The organism is Streptomyces sp. F001 (assembly GCF_004187715.1).
In the GTDB taxonomy this organism is placed as follows: domain Bacteria; phylum Actinomycetota; class Actinomycetes; order Streptomycetales; family Streptomycetaceae; genus Streptomyces; species Streptomyces flavusporus.
Genome location: NZ_QZWF01000001.1, coordinates 1211045 through 1232218 on the forward strand (window position 1 = coordinate 1211045; position 21174 = coordinate 1232218).

General features: G+C 70.7%; 20 protein-coding genes and 1 pseudogene. 11 read left to right on the forward strand and 10 right to left on the reverse strand.

Annotation, left to right across the window (positions count from 1 at the left end; genetic code table 11):
• The first annotated feature begins 33 nt into the window (after nt 1–33).
• The 3 genes from StrepF001_RS05575 (at nt 34) to StrepF001_RS05585 (ending at nt 2935) form a co-directional block, all read left to right on the forward strand.
• Nucleotides 34–732, forward strand: coding sequence for an SDR family oxidoreductase (locus StrepF001_RS05575; RefSeq protein WP_129797129.1), 699 nt, complete (start codon nt 34–36; stop codon nt 730–732).
• Nucleotides 729–1865, forward strand: coding sequence for an S-adenosylmethionine:tRNA ribosyltransferase-isomerase (locus StrepF001_RS05580; RefSeq protein WP_129797130.1), 1137 nt, complete (start codon nt 729–731; stop codon nt 1863–1865). Before StrepF001_RS05575 ends, StrepF001_RS05580 begins: the two co-directional genes overlap by 4 nt.
• A 299-nt stretch (nt 1866–2164) precedes the next feature.
• Entirely contained in the window at nt 2165–2935 is a 771-nt protein-coding gene (locus StrepF001_RS05585) for a transglycosylase SLT domain-containing protein (RefSeq protein WP_129797131.1), read from the forward strand.
• A gap of 112 nt (nt 2936–3047) precedes the next feature.
• On the opposite strand, the gene StrepF001_RS05590 is transcribed toward StrepF001_RS05585, so the two are convergent.
• Complete coding sequence (locus tag StrepF001_RS05590; protein WP_129797132.1) at nt 3048–5579, reverse strand: FHA domain-containing protein; 2532 nt, start codon at nt 5577–5579, stop codon at nt 3048–3050.
• A gap of 229 nt (nt 5580–5808) precedes the next feature.
• On the opposite strand from StrepF001_RS05590, the pseudogene StrepF001_RS05595 reads away from it, so the two are divergent.
• Together StrepF001_RS05595 and serB are read left to right on the forward strand one after the other, a co-directional pair.
• A pseudogene (locus StrepF001_RS05595) lies at nt 5809–7512 on the forward strand (streptophobe family protein).
• 319 nt (nt 7513–7831) lie between these two features.
• The gene (serB, locus tag StrepF001_RS05600; RefSeq protein WP_129797133.1) at nt 7832–9040 is read left to right on the forward strand and encodes a phosphoserine phosphatase SerB; all 1209 of its coding nucleotides are present in this window, start codon (nt 7832–7834) and stop codon (nt 9038–9040) included.
• 64 nt (nt 9041–9104) lie between these two features.
• Here serB and StrepF001_RS05605 read toward each other — a convergent pair whose 3' ends face one another.
• From StrepF001_RS05605 to StrepF001_RS05620, 4 genes are all read right to left on the reverse strand, one after another.
• Entirely contained in the window at nt 9105–9623 is a 519-nt protein-coding gene (locus tag StrepF001_RS05605; RefSeq protein ID WP_129797134.1) for a histidine phosphatase family protein, read from the reverse strand.
• 66 nt (nt 9624–9689) lie between these two features.
• Nucleotides 9690–9896 (reverse strand): hypothetical protein, encoded by a 207-nt coding sequence (locus StrepF001_RS05610; protein WP_129797135.1) that lies wholly within the window; start codon nt 9894–9896, stop codon nt 9690–9692.
• A gap of 175 nt (nt 9897–10071) precedes the next feature.
• Nucleotides 10072–10188 carry an SGM_5486 family transporter-associated protein gene (locus StrepF001_RS49400; RefSeq protein ID WP_129797136.1) on the reverse strand — a complete coding sequence of 39 codons (117 nt, stop codon included), beginning with the start codon at nt 10186–10188 and terminating at the stop codon, nt 10072–10074.
• A 43-nt stretch (nt 10189–10231) separates the two neighbouring features.
• Complete coding sequence (locus StrepF001_RS05620) at nt 10232–11533, reverse strand: CynX/NimT family MFS transporter (protein ID WP_240797290.1); 1302 nt, start codon at nt 11531–11533, stop codon at nt 10232–10234.
• A gap of 81 nt (nt 11534–11614) precedes the next feature.
• On the opposite strand from StrepF001_RS05620, the gene StrepF001_RS05625 reads away from it, so the two are divergent.
• Nucleotides 11615–12310, forward strand: a complete 696-nt coding sequence (locus tag StrepF001_RS05625; RefSeq protein WP_129797137.1) for a FadR/GntR family transcriptional regulator — start codon at nt 11615–11617, stop codon at nt 12308–12310.
• On the opposite strand, the gene StrepF001_RS05630 is transcribed toward StrepF001_RS05625, so the two are convergent.
• The 3 genes from StrepF001_RS05630 to fabG all read right to left on the reverse strand — a co-directional run bounded on the left by StrepF001_RS05630 (nt 12285) and on the right by fabG (nt 14284).
• Complete coding sequence (locus StrepF001_RS05630) at nt 12285–12635, reverse strand: hypothetical protein (RefSeq protein ID WP_129797138.1); 351 nt, start codon at nt 12633–12635, stop codon at nt 12285–12287. The two genes, StrepF001_RS05625 and StrepF001_RS05630, sit on opposite strands and share 26 nt — an antisense overlap.
• 156 nt (nt 12636–12791) lie before the next feature.
• Entirely contained in the window at nt 12792–13559 is a 768-nt protein-coding gene (fabI, locus tag StrepF001_RS05635) for an enoyl-ACP reductase FabI (protein ID WP_129797139.1), read from the reverse strand.
• Nucleotides 13560–13564: 5 nt separating this feature from the next.
• Nucleotides 13565–14284, reverse strand: coding sequence for a 3-oxoacyl-[acyl-carrier-protein] reductase (fabG, locus tag StrepF001_RS05640; protein ID WP_129797140.1), 720 nt, complete (start codon nt 14282–14284; stop codon nt 13565–13567).
• A gap of 244 nt (nt 14285–14528) precedes the next feature.
• Here fabG and StrepF001_RS05645 point away from each other — a divergent pair, with 244 nt between their 5' ends.
• Genes StrepF001_RS05645 through tyrS form a run of 3 tightly spaced genes read left to right on the forward strand, consistent with a single transcriptional unit; the run spans nt 14529 to nt 18772 of the window.
• On the forward strand, nt 14529–16052 hold the full coding sequence (locus StrepF001_RS05645; protein ID WP_129797141.1) for a TldD/PmbA family protein: 1524 nt from the start codon (nt 14529–14531) through the stop codon (nt 16050–16052).
• Entirely contained in the window at nt 16049–17446 is a 1398-nt protein-coding gene (locus StrepF001_RS05650) for a metallopeptidase TldD-related protein (protein ID WP_129797142.1), read from the forward strand. The genes StrepF001_RS05645 and StrepF001_RS05650 overlap by 4 nt, the downstream gene beginning before the upstream one ends.
• 57 nt (nt 17447–17503) lie before the next feature.
• Complete coding sequence (gene tyrS, locus StrepF001_RS05655) at nt 17504–18772, forward strand: tyrosine--tRNA ligase (protein ID WP_129797143.1); 1269 nt, start codon at nt 17504–17506, stop codon at nt 18770–18772.
• A 68-nt stretch (nt 18773–18840) separates the two neighbouring features.
• On the opposite strand, the gene StrepF001_RS05660 is transcribed toward tyrS, so the two are convergent.
• Complete coding sequence (locus StrepF001_RS05660) at nt 18841–19116, reverse strand: GlsB/YeaQ/YmgE family stress response membrane protein (protein ID WP_129797144.1); 276 nt, start codon at nt 19114–19116, stop codon at nt 18841–18843.
• 244 nt (nt 19117–19360) lie between these two features.
• Here StrepF001_RS05660 and StrepF001_RS05665 point away from each other — a divergent pair, with 244 nt between their 5' ends.
• Together StrepF001_RS05665 and StrepF001_RS05670 are read left to right on the forward strand one after the other, a co-directional pair.
• Nucleotides 19361–19768 carry a DUF3099 domain-containing protein gene (locus tag StrepF001_RS05665; protein WP_129797145.1) on the forward strand — a complete coding sequence of 136 codons (408 nt, stop codon included), beginning with the start codon at nt 19361–19363 and terminating at the stop codon, nt 19766–19768.
• Nucleotides 19769–19950: 182 nt separating this feature from the next.
• On the forward strand, nt 19951–20169 hold the full coding sequence (locus StrepF001_RS05670; protein ID WP_129797146.1) for a hypothetical protein: 219 nt from the start codon (nt 19951–19953) through the stop codon (nt 20167–20169).
• Nucleotides 20170–20180: 11 nt separating this feature from the next.
• On the opposite strand, the gene moaA is transcribed toward StrepF001_RS05670, so the two are convergent.
• Entirely contained in the window at nt 20181–21170 is a 990-nt protein-coding gene (gene moaA, locus StrepF001_RS05675; protein WP_129797147.1) for a GTP 3',8-cyclase MoaA, read from the reverse strand.
• Nucleotides 21171–21174: the final 4 nt, after the last annotated feature.

Sequence of the window (21174 nt, forward strand, 5' to 3'; positions counted from 1 at the left end):
TCGAGCGGCGTCCAGGACGAGGGGACGTGTGTCATGCCGGTAGCGATCATCACGGGGGCATCGAGGGGGCTGGGGCGGGCGCTCGCCGAGGCCCTCGCCGGGCGCGGCTGGGATCTGGTGCTCGACGCCCGTGGGGCCGAGGCACTGCGGGAGACGGCGACGGCGCTCGCGGCGTACGGGACCCGGGTGGAGGCCCTGCCCGGCGATGTCACGGACGCCGGGCATCGGGCCGGGCTGGTGGCGGCGGCCTGGAAGCTGGGCGGCGTCGATCTGCTGGTGAGCAACGCGAGCGCGCTGGGCGCCGAGCCGCTCGTACGCCTGCAGGAGCTGCCGCTGGACGGGCTGCGGCGGGCGCTGGAGGTGAACCTGGTGGCCGCGCTGGGCCTGGTGCAGGAGGCGCTGCCGCTGCTGAAGGCGGCCGAGGCGGGGGCGGTGATCGCCGTCAGCTCGGACGCGGCCGCCGAGCCGTACGAGACGTGGGGCGGCTACGGGGCGTCCAAGGCGGCTCTGGACCATCTCGCAGCGGTGCTGGCCGTGGAGGAGCCGGGGCTGCGGGTCTGGGCGGTCGACCCCGGTGACATGGCCACGGACCTGTACGCGGCGGCTGTACCGGACGACGGTGATCCGAGGCCGGAGCCCGCCGGTGTGGTGCCGGCGTTCCTGCGGCTGCTGGACGAACGGCCGGTGAGCGGCCGCTACGGTGCGCCGGCCCTGCTGGAGGGGGATCGATGACGCCGGCCGTCCGGGTGCCGGAGGAGTTGTCCGCGCGGGTGCCGGTGGAGCAGCGGGGGCCGGGACTGGACCGGGATGCCGTACGGCTGCTGGTGTCGCGGGGCGCGGAGGTGTCGCATCACGCGTTCGTGGAGCTGCCGCGGTTGCTGCGGGCGGGGGATCTGCTGGTCGTCAACACATCGCCGACCCTGGCCGCCGCGGTGGACGGGCGGATCGGGCACGCGCGCGTGGTGGTGCATTTCTCGACGCGCGGGGACGACGGGCGGTGGGCGGTCGAGCTGCGGGATCCGGACAGGAAGGGCACCACGCGCGCGCGTGCGGGCGGCCCTGCGGGGACAGAGGTGCGGCTGCCCGGGGGCGTGCGGCTGGTGGTGGAGGAGCCACTCAGTGCACGGGGCGAGCGGCTGTGGTGGGCGCGGCCGTCCGGGGCGGGGGTCCTTGGGATGCTGCGGGCGCACGGGCGGCCGATTCGTTACTCCTATACGGAGCGGGACCAGCCGTTGTCCGTCTACCAGACGGTGTTCGCGCTGCCGTCGGCCGACGGGGCGGGCAGTGCGGAGATGCCGAGTGCGGCGCGGCCCTTCACGGTGCGGATGGTGACGGAGCTGGTGAGCCGAGGTGTGCAGTTCGCGCCTGTGACACTGCACACAGGGGTGGCGTCGGCGGAGGCACACGAGTCGCCGTATCCCGAGCGTTTCGCCGTGTCGGGGGCGTCGGCTCGGCTGATCAATGCGGTCAAGGCCGATCAGAAAAGGCGCGAAGCGCTTCCTTGGAAGGGTGGTGGCGGGAGACGGGCGGGCGGCAGGGTCGTCGCCGTCGGGACGACGGCCGTGCGGGCCGTGGAGTCGGCGGTCGGAGCCGACGGGGTCGTACACGCGCGTGAAGGGTGGACGGATCTCGTCGTCACCCCGGAGCACGGGGTGCGGGTGGTGGACGGGCTGCTGACGGGGCTGCACGAGCCGGAGGCCTCGCATCTGCTGATGCTGGAGGCGGTCGCGGGGCGGGCGGCGATCGACCGCGGGTACGAGGAGGCCCTGCGCGGACGCTACCTGTGGCACGAGTTCGGAGACGTGCATCTCCTGCTTCCGGCAGAAGGTGCTCACGCAGAGCATTTCTCACGCAACTGTTGGTGAGACCGTTGCGCGGTCCATGTGAGCCCGCGCATAGGGTGCAGATCACGTACGAAGGTGCATAGGAGATAAACCCCCTCACGCCGAGCGGGACAGATGGTCCAATCTGTCCCGTTTTGTCATTTCGGTATCTACTACGCGGGGTAGTACGTCACACCTTTGCCTGGAAATTTTGCGGCCGCTAACAATGGCTGCCGTCGCTCAGCGCCGTGGGTTTCGGCCCGCGGCGTTCGTGCGGGAAGAACCGATTCCCCCGCTGGACGTAGAGCGACCTCCGCGCTATTCGAAGAGGTCCATCAGCCATGCCCAAGAACACCAAGCTTCGCGAGCGTGCTCGCGCGCTGACCAAGAACCACAAGATCGCCCTCGCCGGTGTCGCCACGCTCGGCGCCGCCACCCTCGCGTTCTCGGCAGTTCCCTCGGGCGGGCAGACGACCACGATCGACGCCGCCTCCGCGTCCCCGGTGGCCTACAGCTCCGAGCGGGTCAAGGACGTCAAGGCCAGCGTCACCGACCAGCTGGCGGTTGCCAGTGTGAAGGTCGAGGCGATCGAGGCGAAGAAGAAGGCCGCCGCCGAAGCCGCCGCCAAGAAGAAGGCCGCAGCCGCCGAAGCCGCCGCCAAGAAGAAGGCCGCAGCCGCGATGAAGGCCGCCGCTGAGCGGAAGGCGGAGCTGGCGCGTCAGGCGAAGGAGGCCGCGAGCCGGTCCGTGCAGCGTGTCCAGGTCCAGCAGGTCGCCGCGAAGGCGACCTACGCCAACAACCTCGACGGCTGGATCCGGCAGTCGCTGGACATCATGAAGAGCAAGGGCATCCCGGGCTCCTACAACGGTCTGCACCGCAACATCATGCGGGAGTCCTCGGGCAACCCGAACGCCATCAACAACTGGGACATCAACGCCGTCAACGGCGTCCCGTCCAAGGGCCTGCTCCAGGTGATCCCGCCGACCTTCAAGGCGTACCACGTCCCCGGCACGTCCTGGAACATCTACGACCCGGTCGCCAACATCACCGCCGCCGCCAACTACGCGGCCGACAAGTACGGCTCGATCGACAACGTCTTCGGCGCGTACTGACGAAACCGCGCGGACCGAGGCCGGCGCGGACCTCCGGTCGCGCACGCCGAAGGGCGGCACCCCTCCTGACCGGGTGCCGCCCTTCGGCGTCGTACGAACTCCTTGCACGCGCCTACTTGCGCATGACCTCGGGCTCGTGGCGGCGCAGGAAGCGGGCCACGAAGAAGCCGCAGATCACCCCGAGGGCGAGCAGGGCGGCCATGTCCATGCCCCATGTGCCGACGGAGTGCTCCCACAGCGGGTCGTTGTCGGCGCCCTCCTCGGGCGGGCTGATCTTGTTGAAGTCCAGCGTGGCACCCGCGGCGGCGACCGCCCAGCGGGACGGCATCAGGTACGAGAACTGGTTGACGCCGACCGTGCCGTTCAGGGCGAACAGGCAGCCCGTGAAGACGACCTGGATGATCGCGAACATGACCAGCAGCGGCATGGTCTTCTCGGCCGTCTTCACCAGGGACGAGATGATCAGACCGAACATCATCGAGGTGAAGCCCAGCGCCATGATCGGCAGGGAGAGCTCCACGAGCGTGAGCCCGCCGAGGACCAGGCCCTCCTCCGGGAGCTCCCGGCTGGAGAAGCCGATGACGCCGACCAGCAGGCCCTGCAGCACAGTGATCATGCCCAGCACGAACACCTTGGACATGAGGTACGCGGACCGGGACAGGCCGGTCGCGCGCTCCCGCTCGTAGATCACCCGTTCCTTGATCAGCTCGCGGACGGAGTTGGCGGCGCCGGCGAAGCAGGCGCCGACCGCGAGGATCAGCAGGACCGTGGTGGCCGTCCCGTTCGGGATGATGCGCCCGGTCTGCGGGTTGGCCGGGTTGGGCAGCAGGCCGTTGTCGGGGTCGATGAGCAGGCTCACCGCGCCGAGCACGGCCGGCAGGATCAGCATCAGCGCCAGGAAGCCGCGGTCGGAGGCGATCACCGAGACGTAGCGGCGCACCAGGGTGACGAACTGGGACATCCAGCCCTGCGGCTTCGGCGGTTTCATCGCCTGCATCGGCGGCATCTGTACGGACTGTGCGGCGACGGCGTCGATGTCCGCGGCGTACATCTGGTAGTGCTGCGAGCCCTTCCAGCGGCCCGCCCAGTCGTAGTCGCGGTAGTTCTCGAAGGCGGAGAAGACGTCGGCCCAGGTGTCGTAGCCGAAGAAGTTCAGCGCCTCCTCGGGCGGACCGAAGTAGGCGACCGAACCGCCCGGGGCCATCACGAGGAGCTTGTCGCACAGTGCCAGTTCGGCCACGGAGTGGGTGACGACGAGGACCGTACGGCCGTCGTCGGCGAGGCCGCGCAGCAGTTGCATGACATCGCGGTCCATGCCCGGGTCGAGGCCGGACGTCGGTTCGTCGAGGAAGATCAGCGACGGCTTGGTGAGCAGCTCCAGGGCGACCGAGACACGCTTGCGCTGGCCGCCGGACAGGGACGTGACCTTCTTGTCCTTGTGGATGTCGAGCTTCAGCTCGCGCAGCACCTCGTCGATCCGGGCCTCGCGTTCCTGTGCCGTCGTGTCGGCGGGGAAGCGCAGCTTGGCCGCGTACTTGAGGGCCTTCTTGACGGTCAGCTCCTTGTGCAGGATGTCGTCCTGCGGGACCAGACCGATGCGCTGGCGCAGCTCGGCGAACTGCTTGTAGAGGTTCCGGTTGTCGTACAGGACCTCGCCCTGGTTGGCGGGCCGGTAGCCGGTGAGCGCCTTGAGCAGGGTCGACTTGCCGGAGCCGGACGGGCCGATCACCGCGATCAGCGACTTCTCCGGGACGCCGAAGGAGACGTCCTTGAGGATCTGCTTGCCGCCGTCGACCGTGACGGTCAAGTGGCGGGCGGAGAAGCTGACTTCACCGGTGTCGACGAACTCCTCGAGCCGGTCGCCGACGATGCGGAACGTCGAGTGGCCGACGCCCACGATGTCGGTCGGGCCGAGCAGTTGGGATCCGCCCTTGGGGATCGGCTGGCCGTTGACGTACGTGCCGTTGTGCGATCCCAGGTCGCGGATCTCCATGCGACCGTCGGGCGTCGAGTGGAACTCCGCGTGGTTGCGGGAGACCTGGAGGTCGGAGACGACCAGGTCGTTCTCCAGGGCGCGGCCGATGCGCATGACGCGGCCGAGCGCGAACTGGTGGAACGTGGTCGGGCTGCGGTCGCCGTAGACCGGCGGCGCCCCCGCGCCACCACCGGGGCCCTGCTGGTGCGGGATCTGCGGAGCGGCCTGCTGAGGCTGCTGCCAGCCGGCCTGCGGGGCCTGCTGCTGCGGCGCCTGCTGCGGCGCCTGCTGGGACCAGCCAGGATTGGCGCCCTGAGCGGCGTACGGCTGCTGCTGGGGCTGTGCCTGAGGTGCGACAGCCGCCGCGTCGCCGGACAGGTTCAGCTGCGGTCCGTCGGTCGCGTTGCCCAGGTTGACGGACGAGCCGGGGCCGATCTCCATCTGGTGGATCCGCTGCCCCTGCACGAACGTGCCATTGGTGCTGCCATGGTCTTCTATGACCCAACTGCGGCCGTTGAAGCTGACCGTGGCGTGCCGCCAGGAGACCCTGGCGTCGTCGAACACGATGTCTCCCTGCGGATCGCGTCCGAGTGTGTATGCCCTGGACGCGTCGAGCGTCCAGGTTCGTCCATTGGTTTGCAGTACGAGTTCCGGCACTCCATGCCCCACTGAGTTGTCCCCCGAGTTACCCCCATCACAGGGAGTCTAGGGATGTCGAACATCGGGGGGAACTATTTCAGGAGCGTCCCCCTGACCGAAAGTCGGGCCTTGTGAAGACCGCGTACGGGCGCAACGACTCGTCCCGTTGACGGGGTTGAAACCGGCCCGGAGAGTGGTAATCCCACGCGAGGGGGACATGCACGGTGGCGACACCGTGCCGCGGATCGGGGGGTCTGCCATGAGCGGCGAGAACGCCGAGAGCGCGGAGTACGGCAGGAAGCTGCCGTGGGTCGACATCCTGCTGTCCGCGATCGCCTCCGTGAGCTGGGCGTTGATCGGGATGGCGGGCACGGCGGCACTCGGGCTGCATCTGCTGGAGGCGGACTCGGCCGGTTCGCTGGGGCCGATGACCGCGGCGGTCGTGGCGCTCGGGGCGGGGGGTTCGGTCACGCCGTCGGGAGATGTGTCCGCGTTCGGACTGTCAGGCGCCGAGGCCACGACGGCCCTCGAGATCACGCCACTGGGTGTGAGTCTGGTCGGTGCGCTCCTTTTGTCCTGGTTCTTCTTACGGTCCCTGCGTACGGCGGGAGTTGTGGTCGCCCCGGCCGAACTCCTCGCGCGCGCGGGCGCGGTGGTCGCTCTGTTCGTGGCGACGCTGGGCGGGCTGGCCTGGGCGGGGCACGACGTCATCACGATCGACGGCGGCTCCCTGGGGCTGGACGAGCTGCCCGGCGGCTCGGGCTCCGACGGCATCGAGATCCCCGGGCTCGGGGACGTCGGGGACATCGGCGGTCTGCTGCCCGACCGGGTCGGCGACCTCATCGACGCTCAGGCGGCGGTCGGGTTCACCGTGGACACCGCACCCACGCTGCTGGGCGGCTTGGGCTGGTCGGCCGGGGTCCTGCTGATCGCCCTGCTGGCCTCGCGCCGCACTCCCCTGCCGCGCGGCTGTCAGGCCGTGCACCGGGTCGTACGGCCGGCCGTGTCGGCGCTGGTCGCGGTGCTGCTGGTGGCCGTGGCGGCCGGGCTCGCGGCGGCGGCCTACGCGGCGATCGGCGACGACCACCCGAAGCGGATCGCGGGGGCCGCGCTGCTTGGCGCGCCGAACGGCGTGTGGCTGGGGATTCCCCTCGGGCTGTTCGTGCCGTGGGACGGGGAGGCCTCGGGAGCGCTGACCCGTTTTCTGCCGGATCCGCTGGACGACCTGCTCGTCGACTCCGACCAGCCGGTCACGCTGGGGCGGCTGGCCGAGCTGGACGGGCGGGTGTGGCTGCTCGGCGTGGCGGCGGCGTTGATGATGCTGCTGGCGGGCGTGTTGCAGGGGGTGCGGACGCCGGTACGTGATCAGGGCGCCCTCGGCTTCGCCGGGCGGTGTGCGCTGCGGCTGGGGGTCGTGACCGCGCTGGCGCTGCCGCTGCTCGGCCTGCTGACGGAGGTGTCCCTGGACGCCTCGCTGTCCGTGCTGGGGTTCGACGCGTTCGGGGCGGGGGTCGAACTGCAGGGGCACCTCGGGATGGCGCTGCTGCTCGGCGCCCTGTGGGCGCGGGGGCGGGTGCCGTCGGCGCGCTGCTGGCGTACGCGACCGGGGCCGCGGGCGGCAGGCGGCGCCGTTGGCACGCGGTGACGGGGCGGGGGGCGCCCGTTCCTGCGGGGGTCGGGGCCGTATGCGCCCAGTACGCCGTACCGGCCGCCGAACCCTGACACCAATCCCTATCTGCGGGTGCCGGAGGGGCTGCGGGAGCGCGAGGACGTACGGCCCGAGGGGGCTCCGCGGGGCGACGACGTGTACGGCGCTCCCACGGTCGCCCGGCCCTTCGATCCGCCTCCGCGGCGTCCGGGACCGCCGTCGTCCGGGTCGCTCGGGAAGCGGCCGCCGGAGGGGCCACCACACCCGCCGCCCGGCCCTCCGCCGCCGGGGCGGCCCAAGGGCCCGCCGCGGTGAGCCGCAGGACGGCGGAGGCCGGGCCGACCGGGGCGGATGGCTCGGTCGTGTCGACCACGTCGGGCGATGGCTCTGCCACCGTCGCCCGGCCCTTCGATCCGGCTCCGCGGCGTCCGGGACCGCCGTCGTCCGGGTCGTCCGGGAAGCGGCCGCCGGAGGGGCGGGCGGAGGCCGGGCCGACCGGCGCGGGTGGCTCGGTCGTGGCCGACTCGTCGGGTGCGCGCCACCGGAGCGACATCCAGTGTTATCCACTGTTCCGTGTCCGCTAAGCGGACCTCAGGGGCGACAGGCACGGGGTGCCGGTTACGGTGGGAACACCATGAGCGCTTCGCAGACCTCTGACGTCCCGACTCTCCTTGTCAAGATCTTCGGCAAGGACAGGCCGGGCATCACGGCCGGACTCTTCGACACCCTCGCCGCCTACTCCGTCGACGTGGTCGACATCGAGCAGGTCGTCACGCGCGGCCGGATCGTGCTGTGCGCGCTCGTGACCGAGCCTCCCCGCGGGCTGGAGGGCGATCTGCGGGCGACCGTCCACAGCTGGGCGGAGTCCATGAAGATGCAGGCGGAGATCATCTCCGGCCGTGGCGACAACCGGCCGCGCGGCCTCGGCCGGTCGCTGGTGACGGTGCTGGGGCATCCGCTCACCGCGGAGGCGACGGCCGCGATCGCCGGCCGGATCACCAGGACCGGCGGCAACATCGACCGTATCTTCCGGCTCGCCAAGTACCCCGTGACAGCGGTCGAGTTCGCGGTGTCGGGCGTGGAGACCGAGCCGCTGCGCACCGCCCTGGTCATGGACGCCGCGGCGCTCGGCGTGGACGTGGCGGTCGTCGCTGCGGGCCTGCACCGGCGCGCTCAGCGCCTGGTCGTGATGGACGTGGACTCCACGCTCATCCAGGACGAGGTGATCGAGCTCTTCGCCGCGCACGCCGGCTGCGAGGCCGAGGTCGCCGAGGTGACGGCGGCCGCGATGCGCGGGGAGCTGGACTTCGAGCAGTCGCTGCACGCGCGCGTGGCGCTGCTCAAGGGGCTGGACGCGTCGGTGGTGGAGAAGGTGCGCAGCGAGGTGCGGCTGACGCCGGGCGCGCGCACGCTGATCCGGACGCTGAAGCGGCTCGGGTACCAAGTGGGCGTTGTCTCGGGCGGGTTCACCCAGGTCACCGATGACCTCAAGGAGCGGCTGGGGCTCGACTTCGCGCAGGCCAACACGCTGGAGATCGTCGACGGCAGGCTGACCGGCCGGGTCATCGGCGAGATCGTGGACCGGGCGGGCAAGGCGCGGCTGCTGCGCCGGTTCGCCGCGGAGGCAGGCGTACCGCTGGCGCAGACCGTGGCGATCGGCGACGGCGCCAACGACCTGGACATGCTGAACGCTGCGGGGCTCGGGGTCGCCTTCAATGCCAAGCCGGTGGTGCGCGAGGCGGCGCACACGGCGGTGAACGTGCCGTTCCTGGACACGGTCCTGTATCTGCTGGGCGTGACCCGTGAAGAGGTGGAGGCGGCGGACACGCACGACGAGGACTGAGCCCACCGCCGCAGGGAAGGGCCCCGGCACTGCGAGCGTGCCGGGGCCCTTCACCTGGACGGGATCACTCGGACGGCGCCCAGTAGTCGAGCAGGGTGGCCGCCCCCGGTTCCAGGGTCTTCCAGGAGCCGGTGAAGGTCAGCACGGCGAAGGCGGCGGCCGGGAAGCCGCGGCGGCTCATCCGCTCCCGGGCGTCCTCGTCGGCGGAGCCCGCCAGGACCTCGGCGAGTCCCTGCACGCCGGGGTTGTGGCCGATCAGGAGAACGTTCTGCGCGTCGTCGGGGGTTTCGTTGAGTACGGCGATCAGCTCGCCGGGCGAGGCCTCGTAGATCCGCTCCTCGTAGACGGTTTTCGGCCGCTGCGAGAACTCGTGGACGGCGAGCTTCCAGGTTTCGCGGGTCCGGATCGCGGTGGAGCAGAGGGCCAGGTCGAAGGGGATACCGGAGTCGGCCAGCTTGCGTCCGGCGACGGCGGCGTCCTTGCGGCCCCGCTCGGCGAGCGGCCGCTCGTGGTCGTTCACCTGTGGCCAGTCGGCTTTCGCATGCCGGAAGAGGACAATCCTGCGGGGTTCTGCGACGCTCATGAGATCCAGCTTCGCATGAAAACAGGCCATGGGGCGCAGGGAGTTGACGGGCGGCTTCGCCCGTGCTCAGCGGGCCATCAGCTGCTGGGCACGCTCGACGAGGTGGGTGACGGCGGGCTCGCCGGTCGCCGCGTGGGCGTCGGAGGGGTTCAGCATCAGGCCCAGCAGCGCGACGAAGGCGACTACCGGCAGGGCAAGGGCCCACCAGGGCAGCCGGATGTCGACGCGGCCCGTGGTCGCCGGGTGGGGCCGGGTGTGCGTGCGGGCCGACATGATGCCTCCGTGGGTCCGTCCTCGATGGGTCGTGGTCCGCGTCGCGCGGCCACAGTTCGAAGCTACGGAAACAAGAGCCGCCAACCCATCCGGTGATCCACCCACTTGACCCTGACCCTCACCCCCTAAGGGATGGGGGGCTAGCACCACCATGGCGACACAGAGGGGCAAGGGGTCACGGCGCGGCGATCGACGCCACGATGGCGATGATCACGAAGATGGCGAAGAACGAGCCGAAGACGAGCAGCATCTTCTTCTGGCCGTTCTGGGGGTTCGGATCGAGCACTGGCATGCGGCAAGTCTCCCACCCCGCGCCCGCGCCTCCTCCGCCGGGGTCAGCGGGCCGCCTCCGCCTCCACCGTGCGGTTGCGGCCCGCGAGGACACCCACCGCCATCTGGGGGATCATCAGGCCGGCCATGAGGGCGATGGGCAGCCCCCAGCCGCCGCTGTGCTGGTAGAGCACGCCCACCAGGAGCGGCCCCGGGATGGAGATCAGATAGCCGGTGCTCTGCGCGAAGCCCGACAGCTGGGCGACGCCCGCGCCCGTCCTGGCGCGCATCCCGACCATGGTGAGGGCCAGCGGGAAGGCGCAGTTGGACACACCGAGCAGCAGGGCCCAGGCCCAGGCGCCGCCGGCCGGCGCGAAGTACAGGCCGGCGTAACCAGCGAGTCCGCAGACGCCCAGCGCGAGCACGATCGGCCCCTGCTGGGGCAGTCGCGTGGCGAGCCGGGGGATGACGAAGGCCAGCGGCACGCCCATCACCATGGTGACGGCGAGGAGCAGCCCGGCCGTGCCCGCGGCAACGCCCGCGTCGCGGAAGATCTGGGCCATCCAGCCCATGGTGATGTAGGCGGCGGTGGCCTGGAGCCCGAAGAAGACGGCGAGGGCCCAGGCGGTGCGGCTCCGGGTGATCCGCAGCGCGGAAGCGTCCTCGCGCGCGTGCTCCTGCCGGTCGGCCGCCTCTCCGGCGGACGTCGCCCTCCGGTCCCGTACGAGGGCGATCCACGGGAGTACGGCCGCCGCGGCCGGCACGGCCCAGAGTGCGAGCCCGGACTGCCAACTGCCGCCCAGCACCTCGGTCATGGGCACGGTCACCGCGGCCGCGGCCGAGGTGCCGAGGGCGAGCGCCATCGAGTACAGGCCGGTCATCGAGCCGACCCGGTCCGGGAACCAGCGCTTGACGATGACCGGCATCAGCACGTTGCTGACCGCGATGCCCATGAGGGCGAGGGCGCTGGCGGCCAGGAAACCGGCCGTGCCGCCCGTGTACGGCCGGACGATCAGGCCCGCGGTGATGGCCGCCATTCCGGCGCAGACCACGGCGCCGGGGCCGAAGCGGCGGGCCAGCCGCGGTGCCATGACGCCGAAGACGGCGAAGCAGAGCGGCGGTACCGAGGTGAGCAGGCCGGCCACGCTGCCGCTCATGCCGAGCCCGTCGCGGACCTCTTCGAGGAGCGCGCCGAGGCTGGTGATGGCGGGGCGGAGGTTCAGCGCGGAGAGGACGATGCCGAGGACGACCAGGCGCATGGTCCACGCGCGCGCGGGGGACCTCTCCCCCACCGTCGCCGGCGGGCTGGTTGCCGGACCGCTTACGTCCGGGTGCGTCCTCGTCCGGGTTTCCTCGCTCGCCGCCATAGGCCCATCATAGAATCATGGGATGATTGGTTGTCCATCCCTCTGCGGTCCGCTGCCGCCCGTTCCGTGCGAAGGTGGGCCATGCCCCTGAGCCACCCCCGCCGTTCGGCACTGTCCGAGCAGGTCATCGCCGAGCTGCGCAACCAGATCGCCTCGGGCGAGTGGCCGGTCGGCTCCCGCATCCCGACGGAGCCCGAACTGGTCGAACAGCTCGGCGTCGCCCGCAACACGGTCCGCGAGGCCGTCCGGGCGCTGGCGCACAACGGCCTGCTGGACATCCGCCAGGGTTCCGGCACGTACGTCGTGGCGACCAGCGAGCTGGCGGGCGTGATGCACCGCCGTTTCGCGGGCGCAGACCCGCGGCACATCGCCGAGCTGCGTTCCACGCTGGAGTCGGCCGCCGCGAAGCTCGCCGCCGAGCGGCGCACCGAGAAGGACCTCAAGCAGCTCGACACGCTGCTGCGGCGGCGCGAGGAAGCCTGGGAGTCGGGTGACACGGAGGCGTTCGTGGCGGCGGACGCCACCTTCCACCTGGCGGTGGTGGCCGCCTCCCACAACGACGTCATGACCGCGATGTACGCGGACCTGGGCGAGGTGCTGCGGGACTGGCTGCGCGAGGACGTCGGCGAGAAGCTGACACCGGAGACGTACATGGACCACACACGGCTCCTGGACGCCATCCGCGCGGGCGACGCCGAGACGGCGGCGACCGAGGCCGCGGGCTATCCGTTCCAGTGCCGTCCGGGCCGGCTCAGCTCCCCCGGTTCTGGTGGCTGACCCACACCGAGGCGACTTCCTTCCAGCAGCGGCCGGTGAGCCGCACGGTCATCGCGGGCCCGGCGTCCACGGGGGCGCTGTCGGTGTCGAGGTCCCACCAACGGTCGCACTCGATGTGCAGTTGGACGCGATCGGTGTCCACGTAGGGATTGTGGCAGTGGGCCACCACATGGGAGCCCTGGATGCTCGTCCGGCACTCGGCGCCGAAGGGCGCAGCCGTCGGTTCGTCGGCCGGCACGCGCGCGTGGGGCATCGCGCCGTACGGAAGGAGCATGAGGAGAGCTACGGCGACGGTCACTGAGGCCAGGCTGCAGTACAGGCGCACAAGGGGACCTCCTCGGCCGTGCTGGGGAGGGACGCGTGGTGAACGCGAACTCCAGCGTGCCCGGTTGTGACCCGCCCCCGCCCGGCCGGATGGACCGAACGGGGGACACGCGAAGGGCCCGCACCCGGTGGGATGCGAGCCCTTGATCAGCGGTGATCAGGCGCCGATGGCATGCAGGCCGCCGTCGACGTGGATGATCTCGCCCGTGGTCTTCGGGAACCAGTCGCTCAGCAGGGCGACGACACCGCGGCCGGCCGGCTCCGGGTCCTTCAGGTCCCACTCCAGCGGGGAGCGGGTGTCCCACACGGAGGCCAGCTCGCCGAAGCCCGGGATGGACTTGGCGGCCATGGAGCCGAGCGGGCCCGCCGAGATGAGGTTGCAGCGGATGTTCTGCTTGCCCAGGTCGCGCGCCATGTAGCGATTGGTCGCCTCCAGGGCGGCCTTGGCCGGGCCCATCCAGTCGTACTGCGGCCAGGCGAACTGGGCGTCGAAGGTGAGACCGACGACCGAGCCGCCGTTCTGCATCAGCGGCAGGCAGGCCATCGTCAGCGACTTCAGGGAGAACGCCGAGACGTGCATGGCCGTGGCGACCGACTCGAACGGCGTGTTGAGGAAGTTGCCGCCGAGCGCGTCCTGCGGGGCGAAACCGATGGAGTGGACGACGCCGTCCAGACCGCCGAGCTCCTCGCCGACGACGTCGGCCAGGCGCCCGAGATGCTCGTCGTTGGTGACGTCGAGCTCGATGACCTTGGTGGGCTTGGGGAGCTTCTTGGCGATGCGCTCGGTCAGCGTGGGCCGCGGGAACGCGGTGAGGATGACCTCGGCGCCCTGCTCCTGGGCCAGCTTGGCGGCGTGGAAGGCAATGGAGGCCTCCGTCAGCACTCCGGTGATCAGGACGCGCTTGCCCTCGAGAATTCCGCTCATGGTGATCAGTGACCCATTCCCAGTCCGCCGTCAACGGGAATGACGGCTCCAGTGATGTACGAGGCGTCGTCCGACGCGAGGAACCGCACCGTCGCGGCGACCTCCTCGGGCTGCGCGTACCGGCCGAGCGGCACCTGCGACACGATGGTGGCGCGCTGTTCGTCGGTGAGCACCTTGGTCATGTCGGTGTCGACGAAGCCGGGCGCGACGACGTTGAAGGTGATGTTGCGCGAGCCCAGCTCACGGGCGAGGGAACGCGCGAAGCCGACCAGGGCGGCCTTGGAGGCGGCGTAGTTCGCCTGGCCGGGGCCGCCGTACAGACCGACGACCGAGGAGATCAGGACGACGCGGCCCTTCTTGGCGCGCAGCATGCCCCGGTTGGCACGCTTGACGACGCGGAAGGTGCCGGTGAGGTTGGTGTCGACGACCGAGGTGAAGTCCTCCTCGGACATGCGCATCAGGAGCTGGTCCTTGGTGATGCCGGCGTTGGCGATCAGCACCTCGACGGGGCCGTGCTCGGCCTCGATCTCCTTGTAGGCCTGCTCCACCTGCTCGGGGTCGGTGATGTCGCACTTGACGGCGAGGCAGCCCAGTTCGGTGAGGGCGGCCGGCGGCTCCCCCGAACGGTACGTGATCGCAACCTTGTCGCCGGCGTCGGCGAAAGCGCGGGCGATGGCGAGGCCGATGCCCCGGTTGCCTCCGGTGACGAGAACCGAGCGGCTCAACGGATCACCCTTTCGATAGCGGTCTGATACCCCCGCCCGAACACCTGGATGACAGGCGGCTTCACCGAAAACCTATCGTTCGGCCAGCGGTCCGTGACATTCGGGCGCCGACAGTGGCGCAGGGGACTCACTGTTGGATCCCTACAGAAAGCTGCGTACGCCGGACGCAAACGTGTGGCCCGCGCCCCCGCCGACGCGACATGATCGGAGCAACCACCGGTCACACCAACAGGAAGAGACCCAGGTGCCACATACCATCGACGAAGCCTTCACGGCGCTTCCGCTACGCGCCCTGGCCGACGCCGCGCTGGCACGCGCGCGTGCGCTGGGTGCGGAGCACGCCGACTTCCGGCTGGAGCGGGTGCGCAGTGCGTCCTGGCGGCTCAGGGACGGCAAGCCGTCCGGGTCGTCGGACACCACCGACCTGGGATACGCGGTGCGGGTCGTGCACGGCGGGACGTGGGGGTTCGCGTCCGGTGTGGACCTGACCATGGACGCCGCCGCCAAGGTGGCGAGTCAGGCGGTGGCGATGGCGAAGCTGTCCGCCCAGGTGATCAAGGCCGCCGGGTCGGACGAGAGGGTGGAGCTCGCCGACGAGCCCGTGCATGCCGAGAAGACGTGGATCTCTTCGTACGAGATCGATCCGTTCACCGTGCCCGACGAGGAGAAGTCCGGGCTGCTGACCGAGTGGAGCATGCGGCTGCTCGCCGCCGACGGGGTGGACCACGTCGACGCCTCGCTGCTCACCGTGCACGAGAACAAGTTCTACGCCGACACGGCCGGCACCGTGACCACGCAGCAGCGCGTGCGGCTGCACCCGCAGCTGACCGCCGTGTCGGTCGACGAGTCGAGCGGCGAGTTCGACTCCATGCGCACCATCGCGCCGCCCGTCGGGCGCGGCTGGGAGTACCTCACGGGCACCGGCTGGGACTGGGACGCCGAGCTGGCGCAGATCCCCGAGCTGCTGGCCGAGAAGATGCGCGCGCCGAGCGTGGAGGCGGGCGTGTACGACCTCGTCGTCGACCCCTCCAACCTCTGGCTGACCATCCACGAGTCCATCGGGCACGCCACCGAGCTGGACCGGGCGCTCGGCTACGAGGCCGCCTACGCCGGCACCTCCTTCGCCACCTTCGATCAGCTCGGCAAGCTCAAGTACGGCTCCGAGCTGATGAACGTCACCGGGGACCGCACCGCCGAGCACGGCCTCGCGACCATCGGCTACGACGACGAGGGCGTCGAGGGACAGACCTGGGACCTGGTCAAGGACGGCACGCTGGTCGGCTACCAGCTGGACCGGCGGATCGCGAAGCTGACCGGTTTCGAGCGGTCCAACGGCTGCGCGTTCGCCGACTCCCCCGGCCATGTGCCGGTGCAGCGCATGGCCAACGTGTCGTTGCAGCCGGATCCCGCCGGGATGTCGACCGAGGATCTCATCGGCGGCGTCGAGCGCGGCATCTACGTCGTCGGGGACCGGTCCTGGTCCATCGACATGCAGCGCTACAACTTCCAGTTCACCGGGCAGCGCTTCTTCCGGATCGAGAACGGGCGGCTCGCCGGGCAGTTGCGGGACGTCGCCTACCAGGCCACGACCACCGACTTCTGGGGTTCCATGACGGCCGTCGGTGGTCCTCAGACGTACGTCCTGGGCGGCGCCTTCAACTGCGGCAAGGCCCAGCCCGGCCAGGTCGCCGCCGTGTCGCACGGCTGCCCGTCCGCCCTCTTCAGGGGAGTCAGCATTCTGAACACCACGCAGGAGGCCGGTCGATGAGCGCCCCCACGAGCAAGCCGCACGAGATCGTCGAGCGGGCCCTGGAGCTGTCCCGGGCCGACGGCTGTGTCGTGATCGCCGACGAGCAGTCGACCGCCAACCTGCGCTGGGCGGGCAACGCGCTGACCACCAACGGCGTCACGCGCGGGCGCACGCTCACCGTGATCGCGACCGTCGACGGCAAGGAGGGCACGGCGTCCGGGGTGGTGTCGCGGTCCGCGGTGACCGTGGACGAGCTGGAGCCGCTGGTGCGGGCCGCGGAGGCCGCCGCGCGGGGCGCCGGTCCGGCCGAGGACGCGCAGCCGCTGGTCACGGGTGTGCCTCAGTCGCCGGACTTCACAGACGCGCCCGCCGAGACCTCGTCCGCCGTCTTCGCCGACTTCGCGCCGGCGCTGGGTGAGTCGTTCGCACGCGCGCGTGCCGGCGGACGCGAGCTGTACGGCTTCGCCAACCACGAGCTGACCTCCACCTACCTCGGTACGTCGGCGGGGCTGCGGCTGCGCCACGACCAGCCCAACGGGACGCTGGAGCTGAACGCCAAGTCGCCGGACCGTACGCGCTCGGCGTGGGCGGGCCGGTCGACCCGGGACTTCAAGGACGTCGACCCGGCCGCGCTCGACGCCGAACTGGCCGTACGCCTGGGCTGGGCGGAACGGCGCATCGAGCTGCCCGCCGGGCGGTACGAGACCCTGTTGCCGCCGACCGCGGTCGCGGACCTGCTGATCTACCAGATGTGGTCGGCGTCGGGCCGGGACGCGGCCGAGGGCCGGACGGTGTTCTCCAAGCCCGGCGGCGGCACGCGCGTCGGCGAGAAGCTGACCGAGCTGCCGCTGACCCTGCGCAGCGACCCGAACGAGCCCGGCCTGGAGGCGCTGCCCTTCGTGCTCGCGCACTCCTCCAGCGGCGACTCGTCGGTGTTCGACAACGGGCTGCCGCTGGCCCCCACCGAGTGGGTGGGCCAGGGCGAGCTGAAGCATCTGATCACCAGCAGGCACAGCGCCGGGATGTCCGGGCTGCCGCCGGCGCCGGGGATCGACAACCTGATCCTGGAGAACGGGGGCGAGGGCCGCTCCCTGGAGGAGATGGTCGCGAGCACCGAGCGCGGACTGCTGCTGACCTGCCTCTGGTACATCCGCGAGGTCGACCCGGCGACGTTGCTGCTGACCGGCCTGACCCGGGACGGGGTGTACCTCGTGGAGAACGGCGAGGTCGTCGGCGAGGTGAACAACTTCAGGTTCAACGAGTCACCGGTCGGCCTGCTCGGCCGGGCCACGGAGGCGGGGCGGACCGAGAAGACGCTGCCGCGGGAGTGGAGCGACTGGTTCACCCGGGCTGCCATGCCTGCGCTGCGGGTGCCCGATTTCAATATGAGCTCTGTCAGTCGGGGCGTATAACCTCGTATGCGGCGGTCACCCGACTGCCCGAAGATCATCCAAGGAGACACGAGAACCGTGACGGACATCGTCGACGAGCTCAAGTGGCGGGGGCTGTTCGCCCTCTCCACCGACGAGGAAGCACTGCGCAAGGCGCTCGCGGACGGTCCCGTCACGTTCTATTGCGGCTTCGACCCGACCGCGCCGTCGCTGCATGTGGGGCATCTGGTGCAGGTGCTCACCATGCGGCGGCTCCAGCAGGCCGGTCTGCGGCCGCTGGCGCTGGTGGGCGGCGCCACGGGCCTGATCGGCGACCCGCGCCCCACGGCGGAGCGCACGCTGAACGATCCGGAGACGGTCGCCGGCTGGGTCGAGAAGCTGCGCGGCCAGATCCAGCCGTTCCTGTCCTTCGAGGGTGAGAACGCGGCCGTCATGGTCAACAACCTCGACTGGACGCAGAACCTGTCCGCGATCGAGTTCCTGCGCGACATCGGCAAGCACTTCCGCGTCAACAAGATGCTGACCAAGGACTCCGTCGCCCGGCGCCTGGAGTCCTCCGAGGGCATCAGCTACACCGAGTTCAGCTACCAGATCCTGCAGGGAATGGACTTCCTCCAGCTGTACCGGAGGTACGGCTGCACGCTCCAGCAGGGCGGCAGCGACCAGTGGGGCAACCTCACGGCCGGCCTCGACCTGATCCACCGGCTGGAGCCGCACGCCAACGTGCACGCCCTGGCGACGCCGCTGATGACGAAGGCGGACGGCACCAAGTTCGGCAAGACGGAGGGCGGCGCCGTCTGGCTCGACCCGGAGCTGACGACGCCGTACGCGTTCTACCAGTTCTGGCTGAACGTGGACGACCGGGACATCTCCACGTACATGCGGATCCTGTCGTTCAGGTCCCGTGCGGAGCTGGAGGAGCTGGAGCAGCAGACGGAGGAGCGTCCGCAGGCCCGGACCGCACAGCGTGCGCTCGCCGAGGAGCTGACGACGCTGGTGCACGGCGCCGACCAGACGGCCGCCGTGATCGCCGCGTCCAAGGCCCTCTTCGGCCAGGGCGAGCTGACCGGACTGGACGCCGGGACGCTGGCCGCGGCCCTGTCCGAGGTGCCGCACATCCAGGTCGCCGAGCTGGCTCCCGCCGTGGACCTGTTCGCCGGGGTGGGCCTGGTGCCCAGCAAGTCCGCGGCGCGCCGCACGGTCAAGGAGGGCGGCGCCTACGTGAACAACGTGAAGGTCGACTCCGAGGACGCGGTCCCCGCCGAGGAGGACCTGCTGCACGGCCGCTGGCTGGTGCTGCGCCGGGGCAAGAAGAACCTGGCGGCGGTCGAGGTCACGGGAGCCTGAGCGGCTGTATGCGAGCGCAGGGGGCGGCCTTCCGGCACCGGAAGGCCGCCCCCTGCGCCGTACGTCTGTCAGGCCCGCCGCTTGCCGCCCCTCAGCTGCATGTACGCCATGTCGCCGAGGAAGACGATGACGACTGCGGCGACGAGCTGGAAGATATGGCGGCTCCAGTCGATGCCGGGCGTCTCGTCGACGCCGAAGCCCCGGGCGATGGCGTTGCCGGCGATGGCGCCGAGCATGCCAAGGATGGTGGTCAGCCAGAGGGGGCTGTGCTGTTTACCGGGAATGACCGCCTTGGCGATCAGGCCCAGCACGAATCCCACGATGATCGCCCACAACCAGCCCATGGCTGCCTCCTCGTACGGCTCGACGTGAGCATTACACCCAGTTTCGGCCGGTCCCCCGTACGGCGCATGTCGGGTGGACCGTACGCGCCCCTGCGGATGCCGTTCGCGCAGGCAGGGCGGGTACCCGGTCTCGTAGGCGGCGCAGGGGCGGCGTAACGTGGGGGCTGTCCGGCCCCGGTTCCCGCCCGGTGCGGAGCTGGGACAGGCCAGGGAGAGGTCCGATGCGGGCGGATGGTGGAATGTGATGCGGAAGCATGGTGACGGCGGTAACGCCCAGGTGTTCCGGATCACCGGAGCCCGGCAGGGCCTCCAGGATGACGTCCGCGGCCGGCAGCGCCGGTACGTCATCTCGATGTCGGTCCGTACGGTCTCGGTGATCCTGGCCGCCACGCTCTGGAACGTGGAACGGCACGTCGCGATCGTGGCGTTGGTGCTCGGCGCGGTGCTGCCCTATATCGCGGTGGTGATCGCCAACGCCGGGCGGGAGAACGTGCCGTCACTGCCGTCGACGTTCGTGGCCGTACAGCCCCGGCCGATGCTCGCGCCACCGCGTGACGAGGACGACGGGTTCACGGAACCCGTCCCGGAATCCGCCCCTGAAGACGTCCCCGAAGACGTCGTGGGCGATCCGGCGCGCGGACGGCCCGAATAAGATCTGCGCCAAGCTCAGGAAAAGCTCAGATCAATCATGTTGTTCCAGTGCACGGCAAGCGGTTACCCGTGACATACTTCGTACGCGCTCCGCATCCCCCGTCGGAGCGACGGACCGACGCCGGGCAGCTCCCCCCGTGGCTGCTCGGCGTCGCCTTTTCTGCGCAGTGGTGAGACGAACCTGTGAGTGACGAGACCCCGATCTGTTCCGCCAAGGGCTGCCGTGCGACTGCCGTATGGGTGCTGGCCTGGAACAACCCGAAGATTCATACGCCGGAGCGGCGGAAGACGTGGCTCGCGTGCGAGGAGCATCGGGAGCATCTTTCGCAGTTTCTCGGGGTTCGGGGGTTTTTGAAGGACGTCGTCAAGTTCGAGGACTGGGAAGCGCCCCCGGGCGCGTAAGGCCGAAGGCCTCAGCCGCCGATCGCCGACATCGGGCGGTCCGGCTGGATGAACGTCGGGTCGTCCAGGCCCGCGCCTGCCTTCTTGCCCCACATCGCCAGGCGCCAGATGCGGGCGATCTCCTCGTCGGGGGCACCGGAGCGCAGGGCGGCGCGCAGGTCGGTCTCCTCGCGGGCGAACAGGCAGTTGCGTATCTGGCCGTCGGCCGTCAGGCGGGTGCGGTCGCAGGCCGCGCAGAACGGGCGGGTGACGGACGCGATGACGCCGACCACATGCGGGCCGCCGTCGACCAGCCAGCGTTCGGCCGGGGCCGAGCCACGCTTCGCGGAGCCCTCCTCGGTCAGCTCGAAGCGGGTGCGCAGCGAGGCGAGGATGTCGCCCGCGGTGATCATGCCGTCGCGCTTCCAGCCGTGCTGGGCGTCCAGCGGCATCTGCTCGATGAAGCGCAGCTCGTAGTCGTGCTCGACGGCCCAGGCGAGCAGGTCGGGGGCCTCGTCGTCGTTGAGCCCGGGCATCAGGACCGAGTTCACCTTGACGGGGTTCAGGCCCGCCTCCCGGGCGGCGTGCAGACCCTCGATGACGTCCCGGTGCCGGTCCCGGCGGGTCAGCGTCTTGAAGACGTCCGGGCGCAGGGTGTCCAGGGAGACGTTCACCCGGTCCAGGCCCGCCGCCTTCAAAGCGGCCGCGGTGCGCTTCAGGCCGATGCCGTTGGTGGTCAGGGACATCTGCGGGCGCGGCTCCAGCGCGGCGACGCGCTCCACGATGCCCACCAGTCCGGGCCGCAGCAGCGGCTCGCCGCCGGTGAAGCGGACCTCCTCGATACCCAGGGCGGTGACCGCGATGTCGATCAGCCGGACGATCTCGTCGTCCGTGAGCAGATCGGGCTTGGCCAGCCACTGCAGGCCCTCCTCGGGCATGCAGTACGTGCAGCGCAGGTTGCACCGGTCGGTGAGCGAGACCCTCAGGTCGGTGGCCACCCGGCCATAGGTGTCGATGAGCACGCAG

Excerpts from the sequence above, each read along its gene's own strand:
- StrepF001_RS05575 (WP_129797129.1), top strand. The coding sequence starts at position 34 with ATGCCGGTAGCGATCATCACGGGGGCATCGAGGGGGCTGGGGCGGGCG.
- StrepF001_RS05620 (WP_240797290.1), bottom strand. The coding sequence starts at position 11,533 with ATGGCGGCGAGCGAGGAAACCCGGACGAGGACGCACCCGGACGTAAGC.
- StrepF001_RS49400 (WP_129797136.1), bottom strand. The coding sequence starts at position 10,188 with ATGCCAGTGCTCGATCCGAACCCCCAGAACGGCCAGAAGAAGATGCTG.
- StrepF001_RS05580 (WP_129797130.1), top strand. The coding sequence starts at position 729 with ATGACGCCGGCCGTCCGGGTGCCGGAGGAGTTGTCCGCGCGGGTGCCG.
- StrepF001_RS05610 (WP_129797135.1), bottom strand. The coding sequence starts at position 9,896 with ATGTCGGCCCGCACGCACACCCGGCCCCACCCGGCGACCACGGGCCGC.
- serB (WP_129797133.1), top strand. The coding sequence starts at position 7,832 with ATGAGCGCTTCGCAGACCTCTGACGTCCCGACTCTCCTTGTCAAGATC.
- StrepF001_RS05585 (WP_129797131.1), top strand. The coding sequence starts at position 2,165 with ATGCCCAAGAACACCAAGCTTCGCGAGCGTGCTCGCGCGCTGACCAAG.
- StrepF001_RS05660 (WP_129797144.1), bottom strand. The coding sequence starts at position 19,116 with ATGGGCTGGTTGTGGGCGATCATCGTGGGATTCGTGCTGGGCCTGATC.
- StrepF001_RS05665 (WP_129797145.1), top strand. The coding sequence starts at position 19,361 with ATGCGGAAGCATGGTGACGGCGGTAACGCCCAGGTGTTCCGGATCACC.
- StrepF001_RS05650 (WP_129797142.1), top strand. The coding sequence starts at position 16,049 with ATGAGCGCCCCCACGAGCAAGCCGCACGAGATCGTCGAGCGGGCCCTG.
- StrepF001_RS05625 (WP_129797137.1), top strand. The coding sequence starts at position 11,615 with ATGCCCCTGAGCCACCCCCGCCGTTCGGCACTGTCCGAGCAGGTCATC.
- StrepF001_RS05605 (WP_129797134.1), bottom strand. The coding sequence starts at position 9,623 with ATGAGCGTCGCAGAACCCCGCAGGATTGTCCTCTTCCGGCATGCGAAA.
- fabI (WP_129797139.1), bottom strand. The coding sequence starts at position 13,559 with ATGAGCGGAATTCTCGAGGGCAAGCGCGTCCTGATCACCGGAGTGCTG.